Genomic DNA, 22,636 nt, shown 5'->3' with positions numbered 1-22,636 from the left:
TAATTCAGGAAATGAAACTAGTTCATTCAAGATACTTTGCCCTGTGGGCATTTCAACAAAATGATTTAGCCACAACTCAAAAAGATTACCGCCAATACAGCCAAGGTTTATCTATTCATAATTCTTCTGCTTTTAACTCAATTTTAAAAGCAAGTACTTTTCAAGATAAAAATTTTATCTCTCCACTGGAATATGAACCAGAAGTAAATTACCCGACCTGGCAGGTGGCTTCTTTAGCCGAAGCCCGCTTTCAATTAATTGCCAGTTTAGTTGCGCCCGGTCAAAATGTAGTTATTGCTGAGCCGGTGCACGATGAAGCTTCCAATTTTGCTGCCTTCCATCAGTTAGGTATTCACATCCGTTTGGCAGCCGAAAAGGATTTAGTATCGCTGCAGAAGTTAACTGATAGCCGTACCCGGTTGATTTTTATAAGAAAAACAACCCGGCAGGAGCTGCCTTTGAATGCTCTTAAAAAGATAGTCGCTTTTACCAGACAGGAAAAAATTCCATTAATTCTGGAGGAATCAGAGCATCAAATCCAGGTTTTATTAGCGAAAGGGGTAAGTTTAGTTATTGCTCCCACCTTACCGGAAGTCAGCTTACCGGTTAAATGGGTTATATGGGAAGCTGGTAACTATAACTGGCAAAATGGCAAGTTTGAACGACTTTTTCAGGTGGCAGCTTTTCGGCGCAGTAGCAAAGAAAATGAGAAAGAAAACTTTGGTGCTTTTTCGTTATTAGAATATTTACAGGGGCAAGAGCGACTATTAATTCAACCGGTATTAACCCGTAAATTATTAGCCGATCTCCATACATTGGCGGGTACTTTAAAAGATCAGGTAAGAAATGCTATTGCTGTAACCAACTGGCTCAGCCGAACTAAGCGTACTATACAAAACGAAGCAGCCAACTATCTCCTGCCTGCTAACACCCAAATATTAACTTTCCGGTTTGTCTCATCTCCGGAGGCTTTTAAGCTTTTTACGGATATGTTATTACGCAAAAGCTATTTGTTGCACCAACATGCTCAGGCCGATCTGGAAAACCAGGTTCTGAAAATAAATATTGCGATAGATCAATTGGTAGAGTGGGAGCAGGAGCTAAGTATTTTATTCGAAAACATAACCCCTTCGGTTTATCTTGATGCTCTTTTATTTAACCACGAGAAGTTAAAATTATTTAAACGAAAGGCCAGCTAAAGCCTTTACGTTGTTTCGGTCGTTGTGGCTGAGTGGATAGGCGTAGGTTCGCAAAACCTTCTACAGCGGTTCGATTCCGCTCACGACTCTAAACTAATGTTATTTTTCCTGAAATTCCTGAATAATATTAGGGCAAATAACAGGCAATTGCAAGGTAGCCACACCAGCCACTTGGGAGAAAAAGCAGGAGGTAGTTGTTTTAAATTTAACATCGGAAAATACATGCTGATTGAATTGCTGAAAGGCTTTAAAGTCCTAATGCTTTTTTGTACTTTACGCCATAACCAAACCATAAGCTAACTTTAGCTTTTTAAACCGCGGAAATGGAGTTTTTAGAAATTTTAAACTTATTTGTTTCTAATTTATATAATTTCTATTAGGTTTATAGAATTAAACTTTTGTTTAACCCTAAACAGATAAAACTATGGCATTAAGATTAGGCGATATTGCACCCGATTTTACCGCAGAGACATCTCAAGGTACAATTAGCTTTCACGAATGGATTGGTGATAGCTGGGCAGTATTCTTTTCTCATCCACGCGATTATACACCGGTTTGTACTACTGAACTTGGAGCAGTAGCCCGCATTAAAGACGAGTTTGATAAACGCAATACCAAGGTAATAGCAATAAGTGTAGACCCACTTGATTCGCATGCTGGCTGGATTAAGGATATTAATGAAACCCAGAATACAAACGTTAACTTCCCAATTATTGCTGATCCGGATAAAACAGTTGCTAATCTGTACGACATGATCCATCCAAATGCGAGCGATACTGCCACGGTGCGTTCAGTATTTGTTATTGGACCGGATAAAAAAATTAAGTTAACCTTTACCTACCCGGCGTCTACCGGCCGTAATTTCGCTGAGATTTTACGGGTAATTGATTCATTACAGTTAACAGCCAATTACAGTGTAGCTACTCCTGCTAATTGGGAACATGGCCAGGATTGTGTGATTGTACCGGCGGTAAAGGACGAAGACATTCCGGCTAAATTCCCGAAAGGGCATACCGTAATTAAACCGTACTTGCGTACTACTCCGCAGCCAAATATTTAATACCTATTTCTTAAGTATACCTAAAGAGAAAGGCTGCTAAACATTAGCAGCCTTTCTCTTTGATTAGTATAAAATGCTACGGAATCAGAATTCTGTTAATTTGGTGCTGTCGGTTTGTCCTTCGGTAAATTCCAGATCAAATTTAAGCGCCATATTCCGGAGGTGCTCTATTATTTGGTCCAGGTTTTTCCGCTTCCGGATTAGTTTTAGATCCAGCATTTGTTTATGACCATCTTTCATTACAAAACGCAAGGCAAACCCGGAAATATGCATGGTAGCAACCTCCTGAAACGGAATAACAATCTTCTTTCGGAAGTGTCCTTGCTTCTGAACAATATAATATGGCGTTATTTCAAAATAAGCTTGCGAACCAAAAATGGAGGTGTTTTGAGCTAAAATATAAAGGAGGTACCCAACGGCTAAAGTCAGAAAAGTATAAGCCAAAAAATTGCGATCATTAGTTGGGTTATCAGAAAAAATAAGGAAAGCTGCGTACAAAATCCAGAAAAAGACCAGTGCAAGTTGTACACCAAAAGATAAGCGTCCATTCCGGGATGGGCGTAATCCCACACGTACCAATGATCTCATAAATTAAGCTTAATAAAAATTTGAAACCGTGAATATATAAAAAAATCGGCTGCTTTTGCTAAAACAGCCGATTAACTCGTTTTTGATTTATTTTAAAGTCGCATTAACTTTCACATCGGGCACCGACTTAAGCGCTTTGGAAATCGGGCAGCCTTCTTTTGCTTTCTTGACCAATTCCTGAAACTGCGCATCGTCTAAACCGGGAGCTTCTACTTCAGTAGTTAATTCTATTTTATCAATTAACGGACCATCTGCTGTTTGGGCCAGGTTTACAGACGCATCGGTATTAATGTGTTTAGCCGGATGGCCAGCTCCTTCTAATAAGCTGCTCAGGAACATTGAAAAGCATCCGGCATGAGCGGCCCCGATCAATTCTTCGGGCGTAGTTCCGTTTTTATCTCCTTCAAAACGGGTTTTAAAAGAAAATGGGCTGTTTAAGGCACCGCTTCCGGTAGATACATTTCCTTTGCCATCTTTAAGGCCACCGTTCCAGATAGCGCTTGCGCTGTGTTTTGTCATAGTTATTTTGTTTAGGGTTAAGTAAGCGTTATGTAAATTACTTAAAAATATTAATAATGGTTAATATAATAGGCTTCTTATTTAAGCGTATACTTTCCAAACTGGCTGTGTTAGTTATTTCGCATATATCCTAGTAATTTAGCCGGATAGTAAATTAAAATTACCATCCTTTATGGGGATAAAAGCTTTATTAAGTAAACCTCTCGCTGCTTATACGCACCGCCGCAACCAAAGCTGGATTAATAATCCGGTAGCAGCACAACATGCTATTTTTAATGAACTTGTTATACAAGGAGCTAAGACAGCTTTTGGTCAGGAACATGGATTTAAAAATATTAAAACGCATGCAGACTATACGAAGGCCGTACCCGTGCGGGATTATGAGGGGCTTGCCCAATATTTTAACCGGGTAAAACAAGGTGAAAGTAATGTGCTATGGCCGGGTAAGCCGCTTTATTTAGCTAAAACCTCCGGGACTACTTCCGGAACCAAATATATTCCTATTACCCGAGATTCAATTTCCAATCATATAGACGGCGCCAAAGAAGCTTTATTAGATTATATTTACGAAACAGGTAAGAGTGCTTTTTTGGATGGCAAACTAATATTTTTGTCGGGTAGCCCGGAACTGGAAGAGGTAGGAGGTATAAAAACAGGACGCTTATCTGGTATTTCCAATCATCATGTGCCGGGTTATTTGCGCACTAATCAATTACCAAATTATAAAACTAATTGTATTGAGGATTGGGAAACTAAGTTAGATGCTATCATAGGTGAAACAATTAATCAGCCTATGACCCTGATTTCGGGTATACCACCGTGGGTACAAATGTATTTTGATCGGATTGTACAACGGACCGGCAAGCCCATTAAAGATGTTTTTCCAAATTTTTCGTTGTTTGTGTATGGCGGCGTAAATTTTGAGCCTTACCGCGCTAAATTAATGCAAACCATCGGCAGGCCCATTGATTCTATTGAATTATTCCCTGCCTCAGAAGGTTTTTTTGCTTACCAAAATTCCCAGTCCGACCCAGGGTTGTTACTTCTTTTAAATAGCGGGATTTTCTATGAATTTATACCTGCCGAAGAATACTTTAACCCCAACCCAACCCGCCTGACTATTGGTGAAGTAGAAGTTGGCGTTAATTATGCTTTAGTAGTAAGCAGTAACGCCGGCTTATGGAGTTACTCGGTTGGCGATACCGTAAAGTTTACTTCTGTTAAACCTTATAAGTTAGTAGTATCAGGCCGAATAAAACATTTTATTTCTGCTTTTGGTGAACATGTTATTGGAGAAGAAGTAGAAAAAGCTTTGCGACTTACGATGGTCCAATTTCCGGAAGCAGAAGTAACCGAATTTACCGTGGCCCCTTTCGTAAGTGCAGGTCAGGGGCAATCGCATCATGAGTGGCTAATTGAGTTTGCCCGCCAACCCCAGGATTTGAAAGCATTTGAAAAGGAGTTAGATTTGCAGTTGCGTAAGTTTAATACCTATTACGATGATTTAATTTCAGGTAATATTTTGCAAACGCTTAAAATTAATGCGCTGCGGCCGCATGCTTTCCAGGATTATATGAAAAGCATTGGCAAATTGGGCGGGCAGAATAAAGTTCCGCGTTTAAGTAATGACCGGAATATTGCTGATAAACTTAGTGCTATTTAGCTTTACAAAAATTTAAACAACCACATATTCTTTTCAGTAGGTAAGAACTAGCGTTTTGAATAATAAGAAAAAAAGAATTGCCATTCTGGGTTCCACCGGCTCAATTGGAACGCAAGCGTTGGAAGTTATAGAGGCGCATCCGGAGGCTTTTGAACTAGAAGCATTAACTGCCAATAATAATGCGCGGTTATTGATACAACAGGCCATTACCTTTAAGCCAAATGTAGTAGTAATAGGCAATGAAGCTTTATACGAGGAGGTTTTTAATGCTTTAGATGTCCACGATATAAAAGTATATGCCGGAGAAAATGCACTCTGTTCGGTAGTAGAGATGGAAACGGTAGATGTGGTTTTAACTGCTATGGTAGGTTACGCTGGTTTAAAACCAACTGTCCGGGCAATTGAATTTGGGAAAAGTATTGCATTAGCAAATAAAGAAACCCTGGTAGTAGCTGGGGAACTTATTACCCGGCTGGCGCGGCAAAAAGGAGTTAATATTTATCCGGTTGATTCGGAGCACAGTGCTATTTTTCAGTGTTTGGCCGGTGAATTCCATAATCCTATTGAAAAAATAATTCTTACTGCTTCTGGTGGGCCTTTCCGGGGTAAAGATCTTGCCTTTTTGCAAAGTGTAACCAAAGAGCATGCCCTTAAACATCCTAATTGGGATATGGGAGCCAAAATAACCATTGATTCAGCTTCTTTAATGAACAAAGGCTTAGAAGTAATAGAAGCAAAATGGCTTTTCGGGCTTCAGGATAAGCAAATTGAGGTAGTGGTGCATCCGCAATCTATTGTGCATTCGCTGGTGCAGTTTGAGGATGGTTCCATTAAAGCACAGCTGGGCTTACCAGATATGAAACTGCCCATCCAGTACGCCTTAAGTTACCCAGACAGACTAAAGTCTGATTTTCCGCGTTTTAGTTTTACTAATTTCTCCCAACTTACGTTTGAAGAGCCAGATATTGCTACATTCCGGAATTTAGAGTTGGCTTATAAAGCAATGGAGCAGGGTGGTAATATGCCTTGCATCTTAAATGCAGCAAATGAAATAGCCGTTCAAGCTTTTTTACAGGATAAAATAGGCTTTTTGGCCATGTCTGATTTAATTGAAGATTGCATGGCTAAAGCTTCTTTTTTAACGCAGCCCGCCTTAGAAGATTATGCCTTAACCGATGCAGAAACGCGTAAGATGGCAAAAGAATATATAAAATAAATTGTTTTAAACCAAAGCTAGGTGAGATTGTTCTATAAATTGATTTAATTGCACCTACATACAATAAGCGCTTAATAATTTTTGATGGATATTTTAGTAATGGTTGGCCAGTTAATTCTGGGCCTAACAATATTAGTTGGATTACATGAACTCGGTCATATGCTAACGGCCAAGTGGTTTGGGATGCGGGTTGAAAAATATGCTATTGGGTTTCCGCCTAAAGTAATTAGTAAACAAATCGGCGAAACAGAATACATGATCGGTGCCATTCCGTTAGGGGGATTTGTGAAAATTTCCGGAATGATTGATGAATCCTTAGATACGGCTGCTATGGGTCAGGAACCGCAGCCATATGAATTCCGGGCTAAACCAGCCTGGCAGCGCCTGATTGTAATGATGGGCGGCATTATTGTAAATGTTATCACGGGTGTAATCATTTTTATTATCCTTACCAATATGTATGGCGAGCCTTACTTGCCAGCTAAGGAGGTAAAATATGGCGTTGTACCTAATGAGTTGGGCAAGCAAATGGGTTTCCAGACCGGAGATAAAATTGTAAAGATCAACGGGAAACCGTTTGAAAACTTTGATGACATTTATGAACCGGATGTATTGCTTTCTAAGAATGGTTATTATACCGTAAATCGGAATGGGCAGGAGGTAAATATTCCTATTCCAAACGATTTGATGGATAAAATGGCAGACAACAAAGATCAGATGCGCTTTGTAGAAATTATTCTGCCTTTTGAAGTAGGAAGGGTTCTGGCTGGCAAACCTGCCGATAAAGCAGGTTTAAAACCAGGTGATAAAATTGTAAAAGTAAATACGCTTGAAACGCCTTATTTCCATAACCTGCAGTTAGCGTTACTGGCTAATAAAGGCAAGCAGGTTAACCTAAGTGTCGATCGGGCCGGACAAATTATAAACTTAACCGCAAATATTGATGAAGACGGTAAATTAGGGTTTGAACGTGCCCCATTGCTACAGTATTCTATGCGGGATTATACCTTGGCAGAATCAATTCCGGTGGGTACGCAAAAAGCATTTGGCGTTATTACGGCTAATATTAAAGGGTTTGGGAAAATTTTCCGGGGCGAGGCTTCTGCTTCTAAGTCTTTAAGCGGCCCTATTGGCATTGCGCAGGTATTTGGTAGCACCTTTAGTTGGCAAAACTTCTGGTTTATAGTAGGTATGCTTTCTATGGTATTGGCCTTTATGAACTTCTTACCTATTCCGGCTTTAGATGGCGGGCACGTTTTGTTCCTGACGTATGAAATTGTTACGGGGCAAAAGCCTTCTGACAAATTCCTGGAGAATGCCCAAAAGGTGGGTATGGTTTTATTGCTGGGTTTAATGGCATTTGCTATCGGTAACGATGTATTTAAACTGATATTCTAATAGAAATTGATAATACTAGATAACAAGAAAGGGCCGGTACATTTTACCGGCCCTTTCTTGTTATCTAGTATCTTTTCACTCCTTTATCAGTTTTACGTCCTTTAGTTACCACCTTGATTTGGAACCTGACCGGGCGGAGTCTTTGGCTGAATTATCTTGAATTCCACTCGTCGGTTTATCTGTTGATCTTCTTTTGTTTTCTCTTCTTTTAAAGGCATAGAACTGCCATAGCCCCAGGCCTCTATGCGGTCTTCAGGTATTTTGCCTTTATCCATTATATATTTTTTTATTGCATCAGCCCGCTTTTGTGATAAATCCAAATTAAGGTTTGGATCCCCAGTGTTATCGGTGTGGCCCTCTATTTTTAATCCAAACGTTGGATGATCTACCAGAAAATAGATAATTCTGTCCAGGATACCTTCCATGTTGGACTTAATCCTGGCTTTCCCTTCATCAAATTCAATATTTTTAAATATAAGCGGAATGCTATAATCTATAACTGACGTCATGATTTTGAAGATTGTATCCTGTTTCAAGTCGAACTCTTTTTCAATACTAAAGAAGTCCGGGCTTTGAATAATCATCATGTACCGGTTATTGTCAATTAAATCAAAATCAAACGAGCCATCCTCCCGGAGGTATTTAGAGGCAACTTCAACGCCATGATCTAAATCAATAATAGAAATAATGCCGGATAGGGGTTTGTGAGAGGCAGAATCAACCAGGGTGCCTTCTACTTTGGTAACAGCCAGCGGATGTGCTTCCATAGGGAGAGGAAAAGAAAATAGATCCAGGTTTTTAAGATCATTTTCTTCGGAGCGGGCGTAGTAGAGGTTCCTGGAATTGCTGTCAATGGTAAAATAATATTCGCTGCCCTTGCCATTTACCAAAGGGCCTATATTACGGGGTTCCTGCCAACGACCATTAACACGGTACGTTTTATAAATGTCAAAATCACCGTTATTTAATAATTGCCCTCTGGAGCTAAAGTACAATACCTGGTACAGCGGGTGAAAAAACGGGCTAACTTCGCTGTCGCGGGTATTAATAATCGGTCCCATGTTTTGAGCCGGTGCCCATTGACCATTCTTTAGTTTATAGGTAAAATAGATATCTGACATGCCAAAGCCGCCTAACCGATCAGAAGCAAAATATAGGGTGTCTTCGTTTTTTGACAAACTGGGATGAGAGTCCCAGGCTTTGCTGTTTACATTAGGACCCAAATTCCGAATATTACCCCAGGAGCCATCCTTCAATTTTTTAGCCATAAATAAGTCGCAATTGCCATGGCAATCCGGGCATTCGCAACGGGTAAAATATAAGGTTTGTCCGTCTTTGCTCATGCAGGCCGAACCTTCGTTGTACACACTATTGATTGGTTTTGCAAATGGTTTGGCTTCTTCCCAGGAAATGCCATTGTACTCCGAATAAAAGAGATCCTCATTAGCGGTACTATTCATGCCCTTACGGCGTACCCGCTTAGAAGAGAAAATCAGCCGATCATTATTAGGCGAAAGAATGGGCGCATAATCTTCGTATTTGGAATTTACTTCCTGCCCCATATTCAGGTAAATACCTCTTGGCGGATGAAAAGTGTTGATTGATTTTCGATATTCAACCAGTTCGTAATAATGTTTTAGCGGCACATATAAGGTTTTGTTTTTTGCCTCCAGCGAGTCGTAATACAGCTGTATTTTCCGGATGTCCTGCCGGTGGTGTTTTAAAACTAACCGGTAATAAGCTTTGGCTCGGTCTTCGTCGCCTACACGTTCGTACAATTGGGCTAACCGCCAAAGTAAAGGCGTGGTTTTATAAAAATTTTCAACGCCAAAATTTTTGACATATTCTGCTAAAAGGGGTAGTGCTTTTTGCCAGTTATGCCGGCGCTCTAGTTTTTCAATGGCCCGGAGCTTTTTCCGGTCTTCATAAAAAGGAATTTTGTTTACATTCGGGAAATCAATGGCAACTTCCGGTTTAGGGGCAGTTCTGTGGGCGGCGGTGTCTGTTTGTATTCTTTTACTTAAAATTATTTGCGGTTCTTTGGGTGCCTGGGCAAATGAAACAGAAGGCATCCATAGCCAGAAGAGTAAACCAAGTAGCAGATTATTCTTCATTACCGATTTATTGTATTAAATTTATAGTCACCATTCCTAACCCAAATTCAAATTTATCCTTTTTTATCGTATCTCGTTTTATAATCTATTTGATTTTTGAAAGAATAAAGCTAAATTTTTTAAATTTTATATTTTAGTTAACTTTATCCCTTTGACAGTAAATTTATTATTGGCACGGGGCTTGAAATATTATTTGGTTCACCTGAATTAGGCGTGACTTTGATTTATTGCTGCCATTTTGGCACCTATCATATTATATGAATTATACTCTAAACAATTTTCTTCATAATCTTTTGTTAACTGATTTAGCGGGGGAGGATACGGAAGACCTTATTTCAATCATTACCACTGATCCGAATGACGATAATGAGGAAAAAGAAGAGCCTACTACTTTACCCATATTGCCGGTTCGCAATACAGTACTTTTCCCGGGCGTAGTATTGCCGGTAACTGTTACCCGGAAAAAATCCATCCGCCTGGTTAGAAAAGCCTATCGGGGTAATAAAATTATAGGAGTAGTTGCGCAAAAAAATATTACCAGCGATGATCCTGCCGTGGAAGATTTGTATAAGATAGGCACCATGGCCAAAATATTAAAAATGCTGGTATTGCCGGACGGAAATACTACCATTATTATTCAGGGGCAGAGCCGTTTCGAGATAGAAGAGGTTGTGCAGGATATTCCTTTTTTATCGGCTAAAGTAAAATATTGTACGGAGACTTTTCCTAACAAGAAAAGCCGGGAAGTAAAGGCCTTGGTGCAGTCGCTGAAAGATGCGGCGGCCAAAATGCTGAAATTGAATCCTGAAATTCCACAGGAAGCCCAGATTGCTTTAGATAATATAGATAGCCCAAGCTTTTTAACCCATTTCTTGTCTTCCAACATTAATGTGGAAGTACAGCTTAAGCAAAAGCTACTCGAAATTAATGATGGGGTTGAGCGGGGTACTACTTTGCTGGAGCTTATGATGAAGGAAATTCAACTGCTGGAAATTAAGCAGGAAATTCAGACAAAGGTTCATACAGATATTGATCAGCAACAGCGTGATTATTTTCTGCGGCAACAAATTAAAGTGCTCCAGGATGAATTAGGTTTTGACGGGCCCGATCAGGAACTTGAAAAGTTGCGGCAGACCGCAGCTAAAAAGAAATGGCCGGAAGTGGTAGCAAAACATTTTAATAAAGAACTGGATAAACTTTCGCGTATTAATCCGGCAGCGGCCGAATACCCGGTGGCGCTGAATTACGCCGAGTTTATGCTGGAGTTGCCGTGGGGCGAGTACACCAAAGATAACTTTAACCTGAAGCGTACCAAGAAAATATTAGATGCCGACCATTATGGGCTGGAAAAGGTAAAAGAGCGGATTATTGAATATTTAGCAGTATTAAAGCTAAAGAACGATATGAAAGCACCTATCTTGTGTTTATTTGGGCCTCCGGGTGTAGGTAAAACTTCCTTAGGCCGTTCTATTGCTAAATCGTTAGGCCGTAAATATATACGTATGTCCTTAGGTGGGGTCCGCGACGAAGCAGAAATACGGGGGCACCGCAAAACCTATGTAGGAGCCATGCCAGGCCGGATTATTAATAATATTAAAAAAATAGGCTCATCCAACCCTGTTGTGGTGCTGGACGAAATAGATAAAATCAGCTCTGATTTTAGAGGCGATCCTTCATCCGCCTTATTAGAAGTATTGGATCCGGAGCAAAACAGCACCTTTGTCGATAATTATCTGGAAGTAGAATATGATCTGTCTAAGGTGTTATTTATTGCTACGGCAAATGCCCTGGATACCATTCAGCCCGCCCTCCGCGACCGGATGGAGATTATAGATATTACCGGGTACACCATTGAAGAAAAGGTAGAGATTGCGAAGAAGCACCTGGTGCCTAAGCAAAAAGCAGAGCATGGATTGGATGTAAAGGATGTAAATGTATCTACGCCAGCTATTCAGAAAGTAATAGAAGATTACACTCGGGAATCAGGTGTGCGGAATCTGGAGCGTAAATTGGGAGCTTTAGTGCGGAATATTGCCAAATCCAAAGCTCTGGAGGAAGAATATAAAAAGACACTGGAACCGGCTGATGTAGTTAAAATATTAGGCCCGGAAATCTTTGATAAAGAGTTTTACCAGGATAACGAAACCGCAGGTGTGGTTACTGGTTTAGCCTGGACCTCGGTGGGTGGTGATATATTATTCATTGAATCGCTGGTAAGTCGGGGCAAAGGCAAACTAACTTTATCGGGGCAGTTAGGTGATGTTATGAAAGAATCGGCTGTTACCGCAGTTTCTTACTTAAAGGCCCACGCTGAAGATTTACACATCGACTACCGTCTTTTCGATCAGTACGATTTACACATTCACTTCCCGGAAGGAGCCGTGCCTAAAGATGGGCCTTCGGCGGGTATAGCCATATTTACCTCTATAGCCTCAGTGTTTACGCAACGCAAAGTACGTTCGCATTTGGCTATGACGGGTGAAATAACTTTAAGAGGTAAAGTTTTACCGGTTGGAGGTATTAAGGAAAAAATCTTGGCCGCAAAACGGGCAGGTATAAAAGATGTAATTCTTTGTGTTAAAAATAAAAAAGACATTAGTGAAATAGCAGCTGAATATTTAAAAGGTTTAACTATTCATTATGTAGATCGGGTGGAAGAAGTATTGCAAATAGCTTTATTACCGGAAAAAGTTAACAAGCCGTTACAGCTAACAATTCTGGATCAACAACCGGCGCCTGCCAATCCTAATGTAATAAGTTTGTAATAAATTACTGCTGGCGTTAAGTGAAATATGCCAAAATACTGGATATTGTTCTTTTGTTTCCTTCTTGCGTGGCCAGTTATGGCCCAGGTAGGAGGCAAAAGAACATTTCAGGCTTTACACTTACCGCCCAATGCTAAAATAGCCGCTTTAGGTGGCGTAAATATTTCTGCTACTGGTTCTGAGGTAGGTATGTGGCAGGCAAATCCGGGCTTACTTCATCCGGATATGGAGGGCCAGGCTGCTGTTAGTTACACTGATTTTGTTTCAGATATCTCTCAATCTTCTTTTGCTTATGCTGCTCGTTTTAAGAAGGCGGGGTTATGGGCATTGGGCTTAAACTACTTTAGCTACGGGCAGTTTGTGCAACGTGATGCCACCGGGCAGGAAGAGGGAAAGTTTTCTATTAATGATTATGCGCTTAGCCTGGGTCATGCCTCCAGCTTAGGTCCTTTTACCTTAGGAGCTACCGCGAAAATAGCGGTAAGTGGTATAGCAGAATACAAAGCTATCGCCCTTCTCACCGATGTTGGTGGTATATTTAAACATCCGGATCAGGATTTTACCCTTGGGTTAGCTATTAAAAATATAGGTTATCAGGTAAAAGCCTATACAAACAAGAAGGAAGTAGTGCCATTGGATGTACAAGTAGGTTTGACCTACAAGCCGGAACATATGCCCCTCCGGTTTTTTTTTTCAGCCCATCATTTACAGAAGTTTGATATCGTGTACCTGGATACAACAGGGACTGCTGCTTTAAAACAAATAAGAAATAGCTCTCCAACTAAAAAAAGTATAGGAGATAAAATTGCCCGGCATTTTGTAGTGGGTGGGGAGGTCTTACTAACCAAGAACTTTAACGTGCGGGTGGGGTATAATCATTTACGCAGAAAAGAGCTGGTTCTGGAGAATGCCGGCGGAGCAGCCGGATTTTCTTTAGGTACTATGATAAAGGTAAAAGGATTTCAACTGGATTATGCCAGAGGCTTTTATCATTTAGCCGGAAACAGTAACTATTTTACCCTCACCAGTAATTTGCAACGCTTATTTAAAACAAAATCACGCAATACCAGTACTGACAAATCGTAAAGATTATTAGCAACTTGTCAGTTTCATTACCTTTGGCATATTGTATGCTCCTAAAAGACTTTGCCATTTACGCTTTTTAAGATATTATTTCAAAATTGATATTTTCAGCCTGGGCTGAATACATTTTAGAATATGTTAGAACCTACACAATACTTAACTCCGGCTCAGATAGTAGCTGAACTCGATAAATATATCATTGGCCAGCATGATGCAAAACGAAATGTGGCTATTGCGCTTCGTAACCGCTGGCGTCGGATGCATGCCGCACCCGATATGCAAAAGGAAATTGTACCAAATAATATTTTAATGATTGGGGCTACCGGGGTAGGTAAAACCGAAATAGCCCGCCGTTTGGCCAGTATTGCCGATGCGCCTTTTACAAAAGTAGAAGCCTCTAAATTTACCGAAGTAGGATATGTGGGCCGCGATGTAGAAAGCATGGTGCGGGATTTGGTAGAGCAATCCGTGAACATGGTTAAAATGCGGAAGAAGGAAGAGGTAAAAGCCCAGGCCGTGCAGGTAGTAGAAGATATTATTCTGGATGCCTTGATACCGCCTGTTAGTACGGCAGGTTCAAAGCCAGTGGCTGATTATTCTTTAGATGATAACCGTATTCCGGATTCTGATCAGGAGCTGAATGAACGGACCCGGGAAAAGTTTAGGCTTAAAATTAGAAGTGGGGAGCTGGACGACCGAAAGATAGATATAAAAGTGCAGCAAACAGGTTCTCCGGGCGTGGGAGTTATGGGGCCTGGTATTGATGAGGCTTCCATGATGAATATCCAGGAGATGCTGAATGGGTTGATGCCTAAAAAAACCAAGAAACGGAAAGTAACCATTGCTGAGGCTCGCAAAATTTTATTGGAAGAAGAAGCCGTAAAACTCATTGATATGGATGAGGTAAAAGAAGAGGCAATTCAGAAAGCTGAAAATGCGGGGGTAATTTTTATTGATGAAATAGATAAAGTAGCCAGTTCCAGCAATAAAGCCGGCGGGCCGGATGTAAGCCGGGAAGGGGTGCAGCGCGACTTATTGCCTATTGTGGAAGGCAGCACTGTAAGTACTAAATATGGGGTGATTAATACCGACCATATTTTATTTATTGCTGCTGGTGCTTTTCACGTGGCCAAACCTTCTGATTTAATTCCTGAATTACAGGGTCGATTCCCGATTCGGGTTGAATTAAGCAGTTTAACCAAAGAAGATTTTTACCGGATTTTAAAATTTCCGAAAAATGCTTTAACCAAGCAATACGAGGCTCTCTTAAGTGCCGAAGACGTGGAACTTACTTTTGATGATGAGGCCCTGGAAAAACTTGCGGAAATTGCTTTTGAAGTAAATAATGAAGTAGAAAATATTGGAGCACGGCGTTTGCATACAGTAGTAAGCCGCTTATTAAATGATATTTTATTTGATGTTCCGGATAAGATTGGGGCTAATGCTCACATCCAGATTACCAAAGAGTTGGTAGAGGAACGTTTATCGCCAATGGTGAAAAACCGGGATCTAAGTCAATATATTTTATAAAGCTTTTATGCCGATAAAAAAGCCTGAACGAGATTAAACGTTCAGGCTTTTTTGTTCCGTATCAGTATTTAAAAACTGATATTTCGGCTGCGCGTATTAATTATTATAAACAACAACTATGAATTACTATTTTATTACCGGCACCAGCAAAGGTATTGGCAAAGCTTTGGCAGAAGCTGCTTTAGAAGATCAGAACACAATTGTTACCGGTATCTCCCGGAATGTGTCCATTACCCATGAGCGATACCACCATCTGCACCTGGATTTGTCGGATATAACCGCTTTGCGAAACAATATTCATAAGGTGTATCCGGAGTTGCGCGAGCCAGACAAAATTGTGCTCATTAATAATGCCGGGGTAGTAGGCGAAGTTAGTTATATTGGGAGCCAATCCACTGATAATGTAGAGTTTGTTTTTGATGTGAATGTAGTGGCTCCGGCTATGTTTATGGATACGTTTCTGAGTGCGTATCATCATCATAATTGTCCTAAAATTATTATTAATATGAGCTCGGGAGCGGGTAAACGCCCTGTTGATGGATGGGCGGCCTATTGTGCATCTAAAGCGGCTTTGGATATGTTGTCGCTTACCTGCCAGAAAGAACAGGATTTGCAGAAAACCAATGTAAAAGTCTTTGCCTTATCTCCGGGAGTAGTAGATACGGCTATGCAAACACACATCCGGGAAGCTGAAGCGGATCAGTTTAGTGAAATTGAGAAGTTTCAAAAGTTAAAAGAAGAGAACGCGCTAGAGCAGCCTGATAAAGTTGCTGCCAAAATAATGACTTTAGTGAATGAGGCTGATTCCTTTAATGAAGTAGTTTTTAGAATAGACCTGATTAAATAAGAAATGATTTTTTGCTAATAATGCTTTAAATGCTGCTTACCAATTTTTCCAAATTTTGAAGGAGCGCGGATAAGTTAGGCTAAGGCTTATGGCTTAACTATTTAATTTTATAATAATAATTGCCGGTTTAGCTTGTAAAGAAACCTTAAACAATCCTAATCACAATCAAGCGCCTATAGTTAGTTCTGCATTTGGAGTAGAGTTGATGCAACCAATCCTATTTATTTAAAATCTTTAGAAAAAGGATTATAAGAAGCTGGTAATTTCTATTTTATTAGAAACATAACCATATTTATTTTTATTTAACCAATATTTTCCTAACTTAAAACTATATTCAGGGCAAAAGTTTTTTCCAGTTTAAATAAGTGAATGCAATTTAAATTTACCGGGTACTGTATTACATTGCTTTTTTGCCTTTGTTCTTTATCCTTATATTCTCAAAATATAACTACAGTTAAGGTTAGTGGTAACTATAGGAATATTCCGCTTACACAGGTTTTTGAGGAATTGCAGAACAACCATAACCTGCAGGTATATTATAAAAAAGAATGGATTGATACCGTTTTTGTAACAGCCAACTTTCAGCAGGCGGAGTTATCAGCTGTTATGCAAACATTGCTGCGTAAAACCACCCTCACCTATATTCTCTATAATCCGGTTACAGTTGTTATAGTGCCTGCCGACTCTACTGATAAACAACAGGAAAGTCCAGAAAAACCAAATCAAAACAAGCTTGCTTTAGGGGCAAACAAGCGGGTGGTGGTAAAAGGGATAATTAAAGATGCCAGGACTGACGAACCAATAAGCGGCGCCAGCATTTTTTCAGAAGCATCAAAGGCCGGCACCATCTCAGATAAAAATGGTTTCTATGTTATTACCTTACAAGCCGGACAAACCAATTTGGTTGTTACCTACCTGGGTTATGAGAAAGAGAAAAAGGAATTAAACCTGGTACAGAACACTACTCTGGATATAGGTTTGTTTAAAACATCGGCACAATTGGCCGAAGTGCAGGTAACTGCGGGCCGTAAAGCTGATAGCAATGTTTCTGGTGTACAAACCGGGGTGAATAAATTAGAAATGGTTGCATTAAAAAAACTGCCAACTTTTTTAGGCGAAGCCGATGTGATCAATAACATTAAGTTGCTGCCAGGAGTAACATCGGTAGGTGAGGCGGCTACAGGTTTCAATGTTCGTGGAGGTAATATTGACCAAAACCTGATTTTATTGGATGATGCGCCCATTTATAACTCTTCTCATTTATTCGGGTTCTTTTCTGTTTTCAATCCCAATGCCATTAAAGATGCGACCCTTTATAGGGGTGGAATTCCGGCCCAGTTTGGGAGCCGGGTTTCGTCGGTTCTGGATGTAACTCAAAAAGAAGGTAATCTGCAAAAGATTTCGGGTAATGGTGGTATTGGCTTAATCACGGGCCGGTTATCGGTAGAAGGACCAATTGTAAAAGAAAAAACTTCTTTTATTGTAGCGGGCAGGAGCTCCTATTCCAACTGGTTAATGCACCGCCTCCCCAATGCCAGTTTGCGGGAAAGTCAGGCTTCCTTTTACGATTTATCGGGTAAAATTTCTCATGCTATAAATGCTCAGAACAAAATAACTTTATCAGCTTACCAGAGCTCCGACAATTTTGGGTTTGCGGTAGATACGCTTTATAAATGGACCAGTAGAACGGCAAGTTTAAAATATACCCATTTTTTCACCAATAATTTTTTAGTAGATGTTGGGGTTAATTACAGCAATTACAAGTTTAGTTTACTGAATAAGGAAGAGAATAGTGCCTTAGATTATTCTAATGGAATTGCTTCTAAAAATGTAAAAGCAAATTTTATTTATTCTTTCCCCCGGCAAGAATTTAATTTTGGTGCTTCTATTATTAACTATGGGTTTCAACCTGGGCAAGTAGAGCCAATCTCTGAATTTTCGCAAATTACCTCTACCCAAATCCAACGCGAACAGTCCCTGGAGTCGAGCATCTATTTTAACCACGAATATGAATTTACTCCCCGCCTGACGGTAATCTATGGTTTGCGGTACTCTATGTTTAACAATTATGGTAATACTGCTGTTTTTGTGTACGAACCAGGAGTTCCTAAAAAACTAAGAACCATTACCGACACCCTTAGTTACACCGGCTTAAATGTAATAAAAACCTACCATGGACCCGAACCCCGTATCTCAATTAAATATAGTTTATCCGATCTAAGTTCAGTTAAGTTTGGGTTTAACCGGATGCGGCAATACATTCATTTAATTTCCAATACCGCAGCGGCTTCGCCAATTGATATTTGGAAAACCAGTAACACTTATATTAAACCCCAAATAGGTGATCAGGTAAGTTTAGGATATTTCCGCAACTTCTCCCAAAATAAGTACGAAGCCTCCATTGAAGGGTATTACAAGCAAATTAGTAATATTCTGGATTATAAAAATGGAGCTACGTTATTTTTGAATGAGGCCATTGAAGCTGATTTGCTGCCAGGAATAGGTAAAGCCTACGGGGTAGAAATGATCTTAAATAAGAATGCCGGCCGGTTAACAGGTCTGGTTAGTTATGCCTATTCCCGGACATTACTAAAAATAAACGGACCCACCGAAGAAGAGAAAATAAACCGGGGCGAATGGTATCGGGCCAATTACGACAAACCGCATGTTTTTAATATGGTAAGCAGTTATAAGGTAAAAAAAAGAGTTACTTTCTCCACCAATTTTACCTATAGTACCGGGCGGCCGGTGTCAATTCCGTTATCGTATTACATTGTGGGACCGTTTAAAGTGCCTAATTTCGGTGACCGGAATAATTACCGTTTACCAGCCTATCACCGGTTAGACTTAGCCGTTTCGGTTTTAACCAATCATAAAAAAGATAAAAAGTGGGAAGGAAGCTGGAATGTGTCGGTATATAATGTGTATGGCCGTAAAAATCCGTATTCAGTATTTTTCAAGCACATACCGGGTGCGCCCCCGCAAACTTATCAATTGGCCGTGGTAGGCGTTCCGCTACCTTCTGTTAGCTACGAGTTCAAATTTTAAAATTCATTCTGTCATGAAAAAACTATACAGCAGAATAAACCTTTTGTTTTTGTTTTTAATAGCAGGATGTATAGAGCCTTTGGAGGTAAAGATTGATCAAAAAGATGAAAGATTAGTGGTAGATGGCACCATTAATGATGAGCCAGGGCCTTACACCATTACCTTAACCAAAACGCAACAGGTTCCTTATACACCTCAAAAAATTCCGACGGAAGATAAAGCCCAGGTTTCGGTTACTGATGATTTAGGAAGAGTTTATAACCTGCAGCAAACCGGGCCGGGTACTTACCAGACGCCAACTGGGTTCAGAGGGCAAGTTGGCCGTACCTATACCCTAAATATTATTACTGCTACCGGAGAAAGATTTGCATCAGAACCGGAAACTTTACAAGCGGTACCCGAGATAGAAAATATTAGCTACGAAGTAGAAAAACGTATTGCCCTGGACAAAAATAAACAACCGCAGGAAGTATTTTGGCTCAATGCCTACATTAATACCAAAGATCGGGCTGCAGAGAAAAATTATTATAAATGGGAATACGAAGTGGTATACCAGGTAGAAACTCAACCTTGGGATTATTGTGAACCGGCACCATTACAGATTTCCTGTACTCCGCGGCCTAAAAGATGTTGCCAGACGTGCTGGGTTACGATGTTAAACGATGTTATCAGTATTCAGAACGACCGACTGGTAGATGGTAAAGAACTAAAAAAACAGCTGGTAACTAAAATCCCTATTAATAGTCAAACATTTGGCACACGTGTTTATTTAGAGATAAAGCAATATTCGGTTTCCGAAAAGGCCTACGACTTTCTGAACATTCTTAAAACCCAGTTAAATAGTGTGAGTAGCATTCAAAGCCCGCCACCAGCAGCAGTGGAAGGTAATATGACCAACCTTTCAGCTGGATCAGCCAAACCGTTAGGCTTCTTTAGTGCTTCTGCAGTTAAACGAAAAAGTATTTTTATCGATCCCCAGACGTTGGGTCTTCATCTTAGATACTTTGAGTATCCCGATGATTGCCGGGAATTAGCTGGTAGTTCCAGCACAAAACCTTCGTATTGGTAAATTATTTGAGCAGGCAGGATAGAGTATTTTATATTAAGTTAAAGCATTTTAGATGATCTTTTTCCGTTCCTATTTTATTTATATCAGTACGTTGTGCCTGGTGCTAGTCACAATGGCTTTCAAAGCCCTACAAACAACTACTGACGATCCTGTTTTAACAGGGATCATAAGTAAAATAGAAAGCTTTACGAAAGAAAATCAGCAGGAGCAAATATTTATTCAAACAGATAAAACTTACTATTCCGCCGGTGATACCATCTGGTTTAAAGGTTATGTGAGAGCAGCTGATTCCAATGGCCCTACCCAATTAAGCTCTATTTTACACCTTAGCCTGTTGCAGGAAAATAAGCAGGAAATACAGAAACTGCGCTTAGAAATTACTAATGGATTAACATCGGGATTTATTGCATTGCCTGAAAATGCTCAAGCCGGAAATTACACTTTAGTAGCATTCACGCGTTGGATGCGAAATTATCCGGCCAGCTACAGTTTCATAAAACCAATACCCATTTATAATTTTGCTTCGGATAACCCTGGTAAGGTTGCAGCCTCAAAACCTATTAACCAACTATATTTTTTCCCGGAAGGTGGCAATTTGGTAAACGGCCTGGAAAGTAAAATTGTCTTAAAAGCAGTAGATTCATTGGGTAACCTAATGGCAATAACCGGGACACTTCAGGATAACGCGGGCAACACTATTTTAAATTTTAATAGCACGGAAAATGGCTTTGGTAGTTTTTTATTTAAGCCGGAGGCTGGTAAATCGTACACGGCCACAAGTAAATCAAAAAATATATTGCCTGTAGTCTTGCCTCCAGCTTTAGCGTCTGGTTATGTACTTACAGCAAATAATAGCAATAGTACTACGTGTATAGTACAGGTCCAGAAAAGTGGTGGTTCCTTACCCGATAAAGTTTTCCTGGTAGCCAGGTCCCAGAATAAAGTGGTTTTTGCCGATGCCCAATCTTTTAGTGGTGATGCCACTACTATAACCTGGCAGGTATCCAAAAGCAACTTGCCGGAGGGAGTAGTACAATTAACGCTTTTTGCGCAGGATGGAAAGCCTTATGCTGAACGTTTGATATATGTTCATAAGCAATCTCCCTTAGCAGTTGTTGTAAAGCCATCTAAAAATAGTTACAATCCCGGTGAAAAGGTAGACCTGGAGGTAGAAGTGAAAGATAGTAATGGAATGGGTGTTCCAGCCAATATTTCTGTCTCAGTTACCGATGTGTATGCAGCCCTGGCTCCCGAAGAAACTTATTTGTCTTACTTACAGCTGAGTTGGCAGGTAACTGATCCTATCCAGAACCCAATGCAGTTTTTTAAGAATATCTCCCCAGAAACAAAACATGCCCTTGATCTTTTACTTCTGACCGAGGGCTGGCGGCGGTTTTCATGGCCCGAAATATTAAGAGGAGTAAGTACTCCCAAACAATATTTACCCGAAAAAGATTTTATATTTAAAGCCCGGGCTACCACCGCCGAAGGCAAACCAGTTGCCGCAACTCTTCTAAACATTTTATTAATGGGTACTGGTAATACGTATGCTGCATTTACTGATCCCAACGGTGATTTTAGTGTTATCTTACCAGATTATGAAACCACAGGCGACGCCATTCTAAGATTTTATAAAGGCGAAGAGGCCTTGCAAGGAATTAAAGTTACTCCAGCCTTGGAATCGGTGGTGAATTGGTTGCCTAAAGCTGCATCAAGTCCATTATTGGTAAACCATGCTGTTTATCAGCAAAATGCCTACAACCTGTACCGCATTCAAAATGCCTACGGTTTATTGGGGGTAGGTAAAACAAATAGTAATCTTAAAAACCAAAATGCCTTATATAAATTAGGCAGATCCGGTAACAGGAGCTATAATATGGCCAAGTACGAGCAGTTTAACAACATGGAAGAATTGTTTACGGAGGTCATTGCATCTGTAACGCTGAAAAAGACAAAATCAGGGCTTGAAAGTAGGTTATACTCGGGTCAGGCAACAAAGTATTTTGCTAATTCCCCGCTATACCTGATAGATGGTAAACCTACTTTTGATAATCAGGTGGTTTTAAGTTTGCCCATTGAACAAATAGCAAGGGTGGAAGTTTTCAATGATGCCGAGCCTCTCCGGAAATTTGGATTAATGGGCCGAGATGGAGTAATTGCTATTTATACCAAATCTAATAAACTGGATTTACAAAATTTATCGGATACAGTAGTGCCCTTTGAAGGACTTTTTACAAACCGGCAATTTTCTCAACCAGCCTTTAAAATACCCAAAGCAAAAGAAGTTCCTGCTTTTAGACCGATGCTTTATTGGCAGGCAGATTTAAAAACAGATGGGAATGGAAAAGTGAAGGTTAACTTTAAAAATGTTGCAGATATTACCCGGTATAAAATTACAGTAGAAGCTATTACGCAAGATGGTTTGCCGGGAGTGGGAGAAGGTCAGTATGAAGTGGTAAAATTGAATAAATAGCCGCATTATCAGGTATAAAACTAAAATGGTACTTGTAGCTTAATTGTAAAGGAGGTAAACTTAT

At 40.1% G+C, this 22,636-nt stretch carries 15 protein-coding genes and 1 tRNA gene; 13 read left to right on the top strand and 3 right to left on the bottom strand.

Annotated features, from left to right (window positions below):
* Positions 1-11: 11 nt before the first annotated feature.
* The 3 genes from ADHAQ_RS0112750 (at position 12) to ADHAQ_RS0112740 (ending at position 2,259) form a co-directional block, all read left to right on the top strand.
* Entirely contained in the window at positions 12-1,199 is a 1,188-nt protein-coding gene (locus ADHAQ_RS0112750; protein ID WP_026463266.1) for a PLP-dependent transferase, read from the top strand.
* Positions 1,200-1,216: 17 nt separating this feature from the next.
* Positions 1,217-1,288, top strand: a tRNA-Cys gene (locus tag ADHAQ_RS28115).
* Between the two features lie 335 nt (positions 1,289-1,623).
* On the top strand, positions 1,624-2,259 hold the full coding sequence (locus tag ADHAQ_RS0112740) for a peroxiredoxin (RefSeq protein WP_026463264.1): 636 nt from the start codon (positions 1,624-1,626) through the stop codon (positions 2,257-2,259).
* 84 nt (positions 2,260-2,343) lie between these two features.
* On the opposite strand, the gene ADHAQ_RS0112735 is transcribed toward ADHAQ_RS0112740, so the two are convergent.
* Positions 2,344-2,847, bottom strand: coding sequence for a hypothetical protein (locus tag ADHAQ_RS0112735; RefSeq protein WP_026463263.1), 504 nt, complete (start codon positions 2,845-2,847; stop codon positions 2,344-2,346).
* Between the two features lie 87 nt (positions 2,848-2,934).
* The gene (locus ADHAQ_RS0112730; protein WP_026463262.1) at positions 2,935-3,366 is read right to left on the bottom strand and encodes an OsmC family protein; all 432 of its coding nucleotides are present in this window, start codon (positions 3,364-3,366) and stop codon (positions 2,935-2,937) included.
* A 172-nt stretch (positions 3,367-3,538) separates the two neighbouring features.
* On the opposite strand from ADHAQ_RS0112730, the gene ADHAQ_RS0112725 reads away from it, so the two are divergent.
* The 3 genes from ADHAQ_RS0112725 to rseP all read left to right on the top strand — a co-directional run bounded on the left by ADHAQ_RS0112725 (position 3,539) and on the right by rseP (position 7,643).
* Positions 3,539-5,029: a GH3 auxin-responsive promoter family protein gene (locus tag ADHAQ_RS0112725; protein WP_026463261.1), complete on the top strand. Its 1,491-nt coding sequence runs from the start codon at positions 3,539-3,541 to the stop codon at positions 5,027-5,029.
* Positions 5,030-5,084: 55 nt separating this feature from the next.
* On the top strand, positions 5,085-6,245 hold the full coding sequence (locus ADHAQ_RS0112720; RefSeq protein ID WP_026463260.1) for a 1-deoxy-D-xylulose-5-phosphate reductoisomerase: 1,161 nt from the start codon (positions 5,085-5,087) through the stop codon (positions 6,243-6,245).
* Between the two features lie 84 nt (positions 6,246-6,329).
* Positions 6,330-7,643, top strand: a complete 1,314-nt coding sequence (gene rseP / locus ADHAQ_RS0112715; protein ID WP_026463259.1) for an RIP metalloprotease RseP — start codon at positions 6,330-6,332, stop codon at positions 7,641-7,643.
* Positions 7,644-7,744: 101 nt separating this feature from the next.
* Here rseP and ADHAQ_RS25560 read toward each other — a convergent pair whose 3' ends face one another.
* Complete coding sequence (locus ADHAQ_RS25560) at positions 7,745-9,757, bottom strand: OmpA family protein (protein WP_245590607.1); 2,013 nt, start codon at positions 9,755-9,757, stop codon at positions 7,745-7,747.
* Positions 9,758-10,014: 257 nt separating this feature from the next.
* Here ADHAQ_RS25560 and lon point away from each other — a divergent pair, with 257 nt between their 5' ends.
* The 7 genes from lon to ADHAQ_RS0112675 all read left to right on the top strand — a co-directional run bounded on the left by lon (position 10,015) and on the right by ADHAQ_RS0112675 (position 22,572).
* A complete protein-coding gene (gene lon, locus ADHAQ_RS0112705; RefSeq protein ID WP_034256797.1) occupies positions 10,015-12,522 on the top strand; it encodes an endopeptidase La in 2,508 nt (835 codons plus the stop codon).
* A gap of 27 nt (positions 12,523-12,549) precedes the next feature.
* Complete coding sequence (porQ, locus tag ADHAQ_RS0112700; RefSeq protein WP_026463257.1) at positions 12,550-13,608, top strand: type IX secretion system protein PorQ; 1,059 nt, start codon at positions 12,550-12,552, stop codon at positions 13,606-13,608.
* A gap of 132 nt (positions 13,609-13,740) precedes the next feature.
* Positions 13,741-15,135, top strand: coding sequence for an ATP-dependent protease ATPase subunit HslU (hslU, locus tag ADHAQ_RS0112695; protein WP_026463256.1), 1,395 nt, complete (start codon positions 13,741-13,743; stop codon positions 15,133-15,135).
* 118 nt (positions 15,136-15,253) lie between these two features.
* On the top strand, positions 15,254-15,982 hold the full coding sequence (locus tag ADHAQ_RS0112690; protein ID WP_026463255.1) for an SDR family NAD(P)-dependent oxidoreductase: 729 nt from the start codon (positions 15,254-15,256) through the stop codon (positions 15,980-15,982).
* A gap of 507 nt (positions 15,983-16,489) precedes the next feature.
* Complete coding sequence (locus tag ADHAQ_RS0112685; RefSeq protein WP_169727998.1) at positions 16,490-19,030, top strand: TonB-dependent receptor; 2,541 nt, start codon at positions 16,490-16,492, stop codon at positions 19,028-19,030.
* Between the two features lie 13 nt (positions 19,031-19,043).
* A complete protein-coding gene (locus ADHAQ_RS0112680; RefSeq protein ID WP_026463253.1) occupies positions 19,044-20,099 on the top strand; it encodes a DUF4249 domain-containing protein in 1,056 nt (351 codons plus the stop codon).
* A 52-nt stretch (positions 20,100-20,151) separates the two neighbouring features.
* Entirely contained in the window at positions 20,152-22,572 is a 2,421-nt protein-coding gene (locus tag ADHAQ_RS0112675; RefSeq protein WP_084523841.1) for an MG2 domain-containing protein, read from the top strand.
* Positions 22,573-22,636 lie beyond the last annotated feature (64 nt).

It is taken from the genome of Adhaeribacter aquaticus DSM 16391 (assembly GCF_000473365.1).
Taxonomy (GTDB): domain Bacteria; phylum Bacteroidota; class Bacteroidia; order Cytophagales; family Hymenobacteraceae; genus Adhaeribacter; species Adhaeribacter aquaticus.
This window is presented reverse-complemented; position numbering and strand designations above follow the sequence as displayed.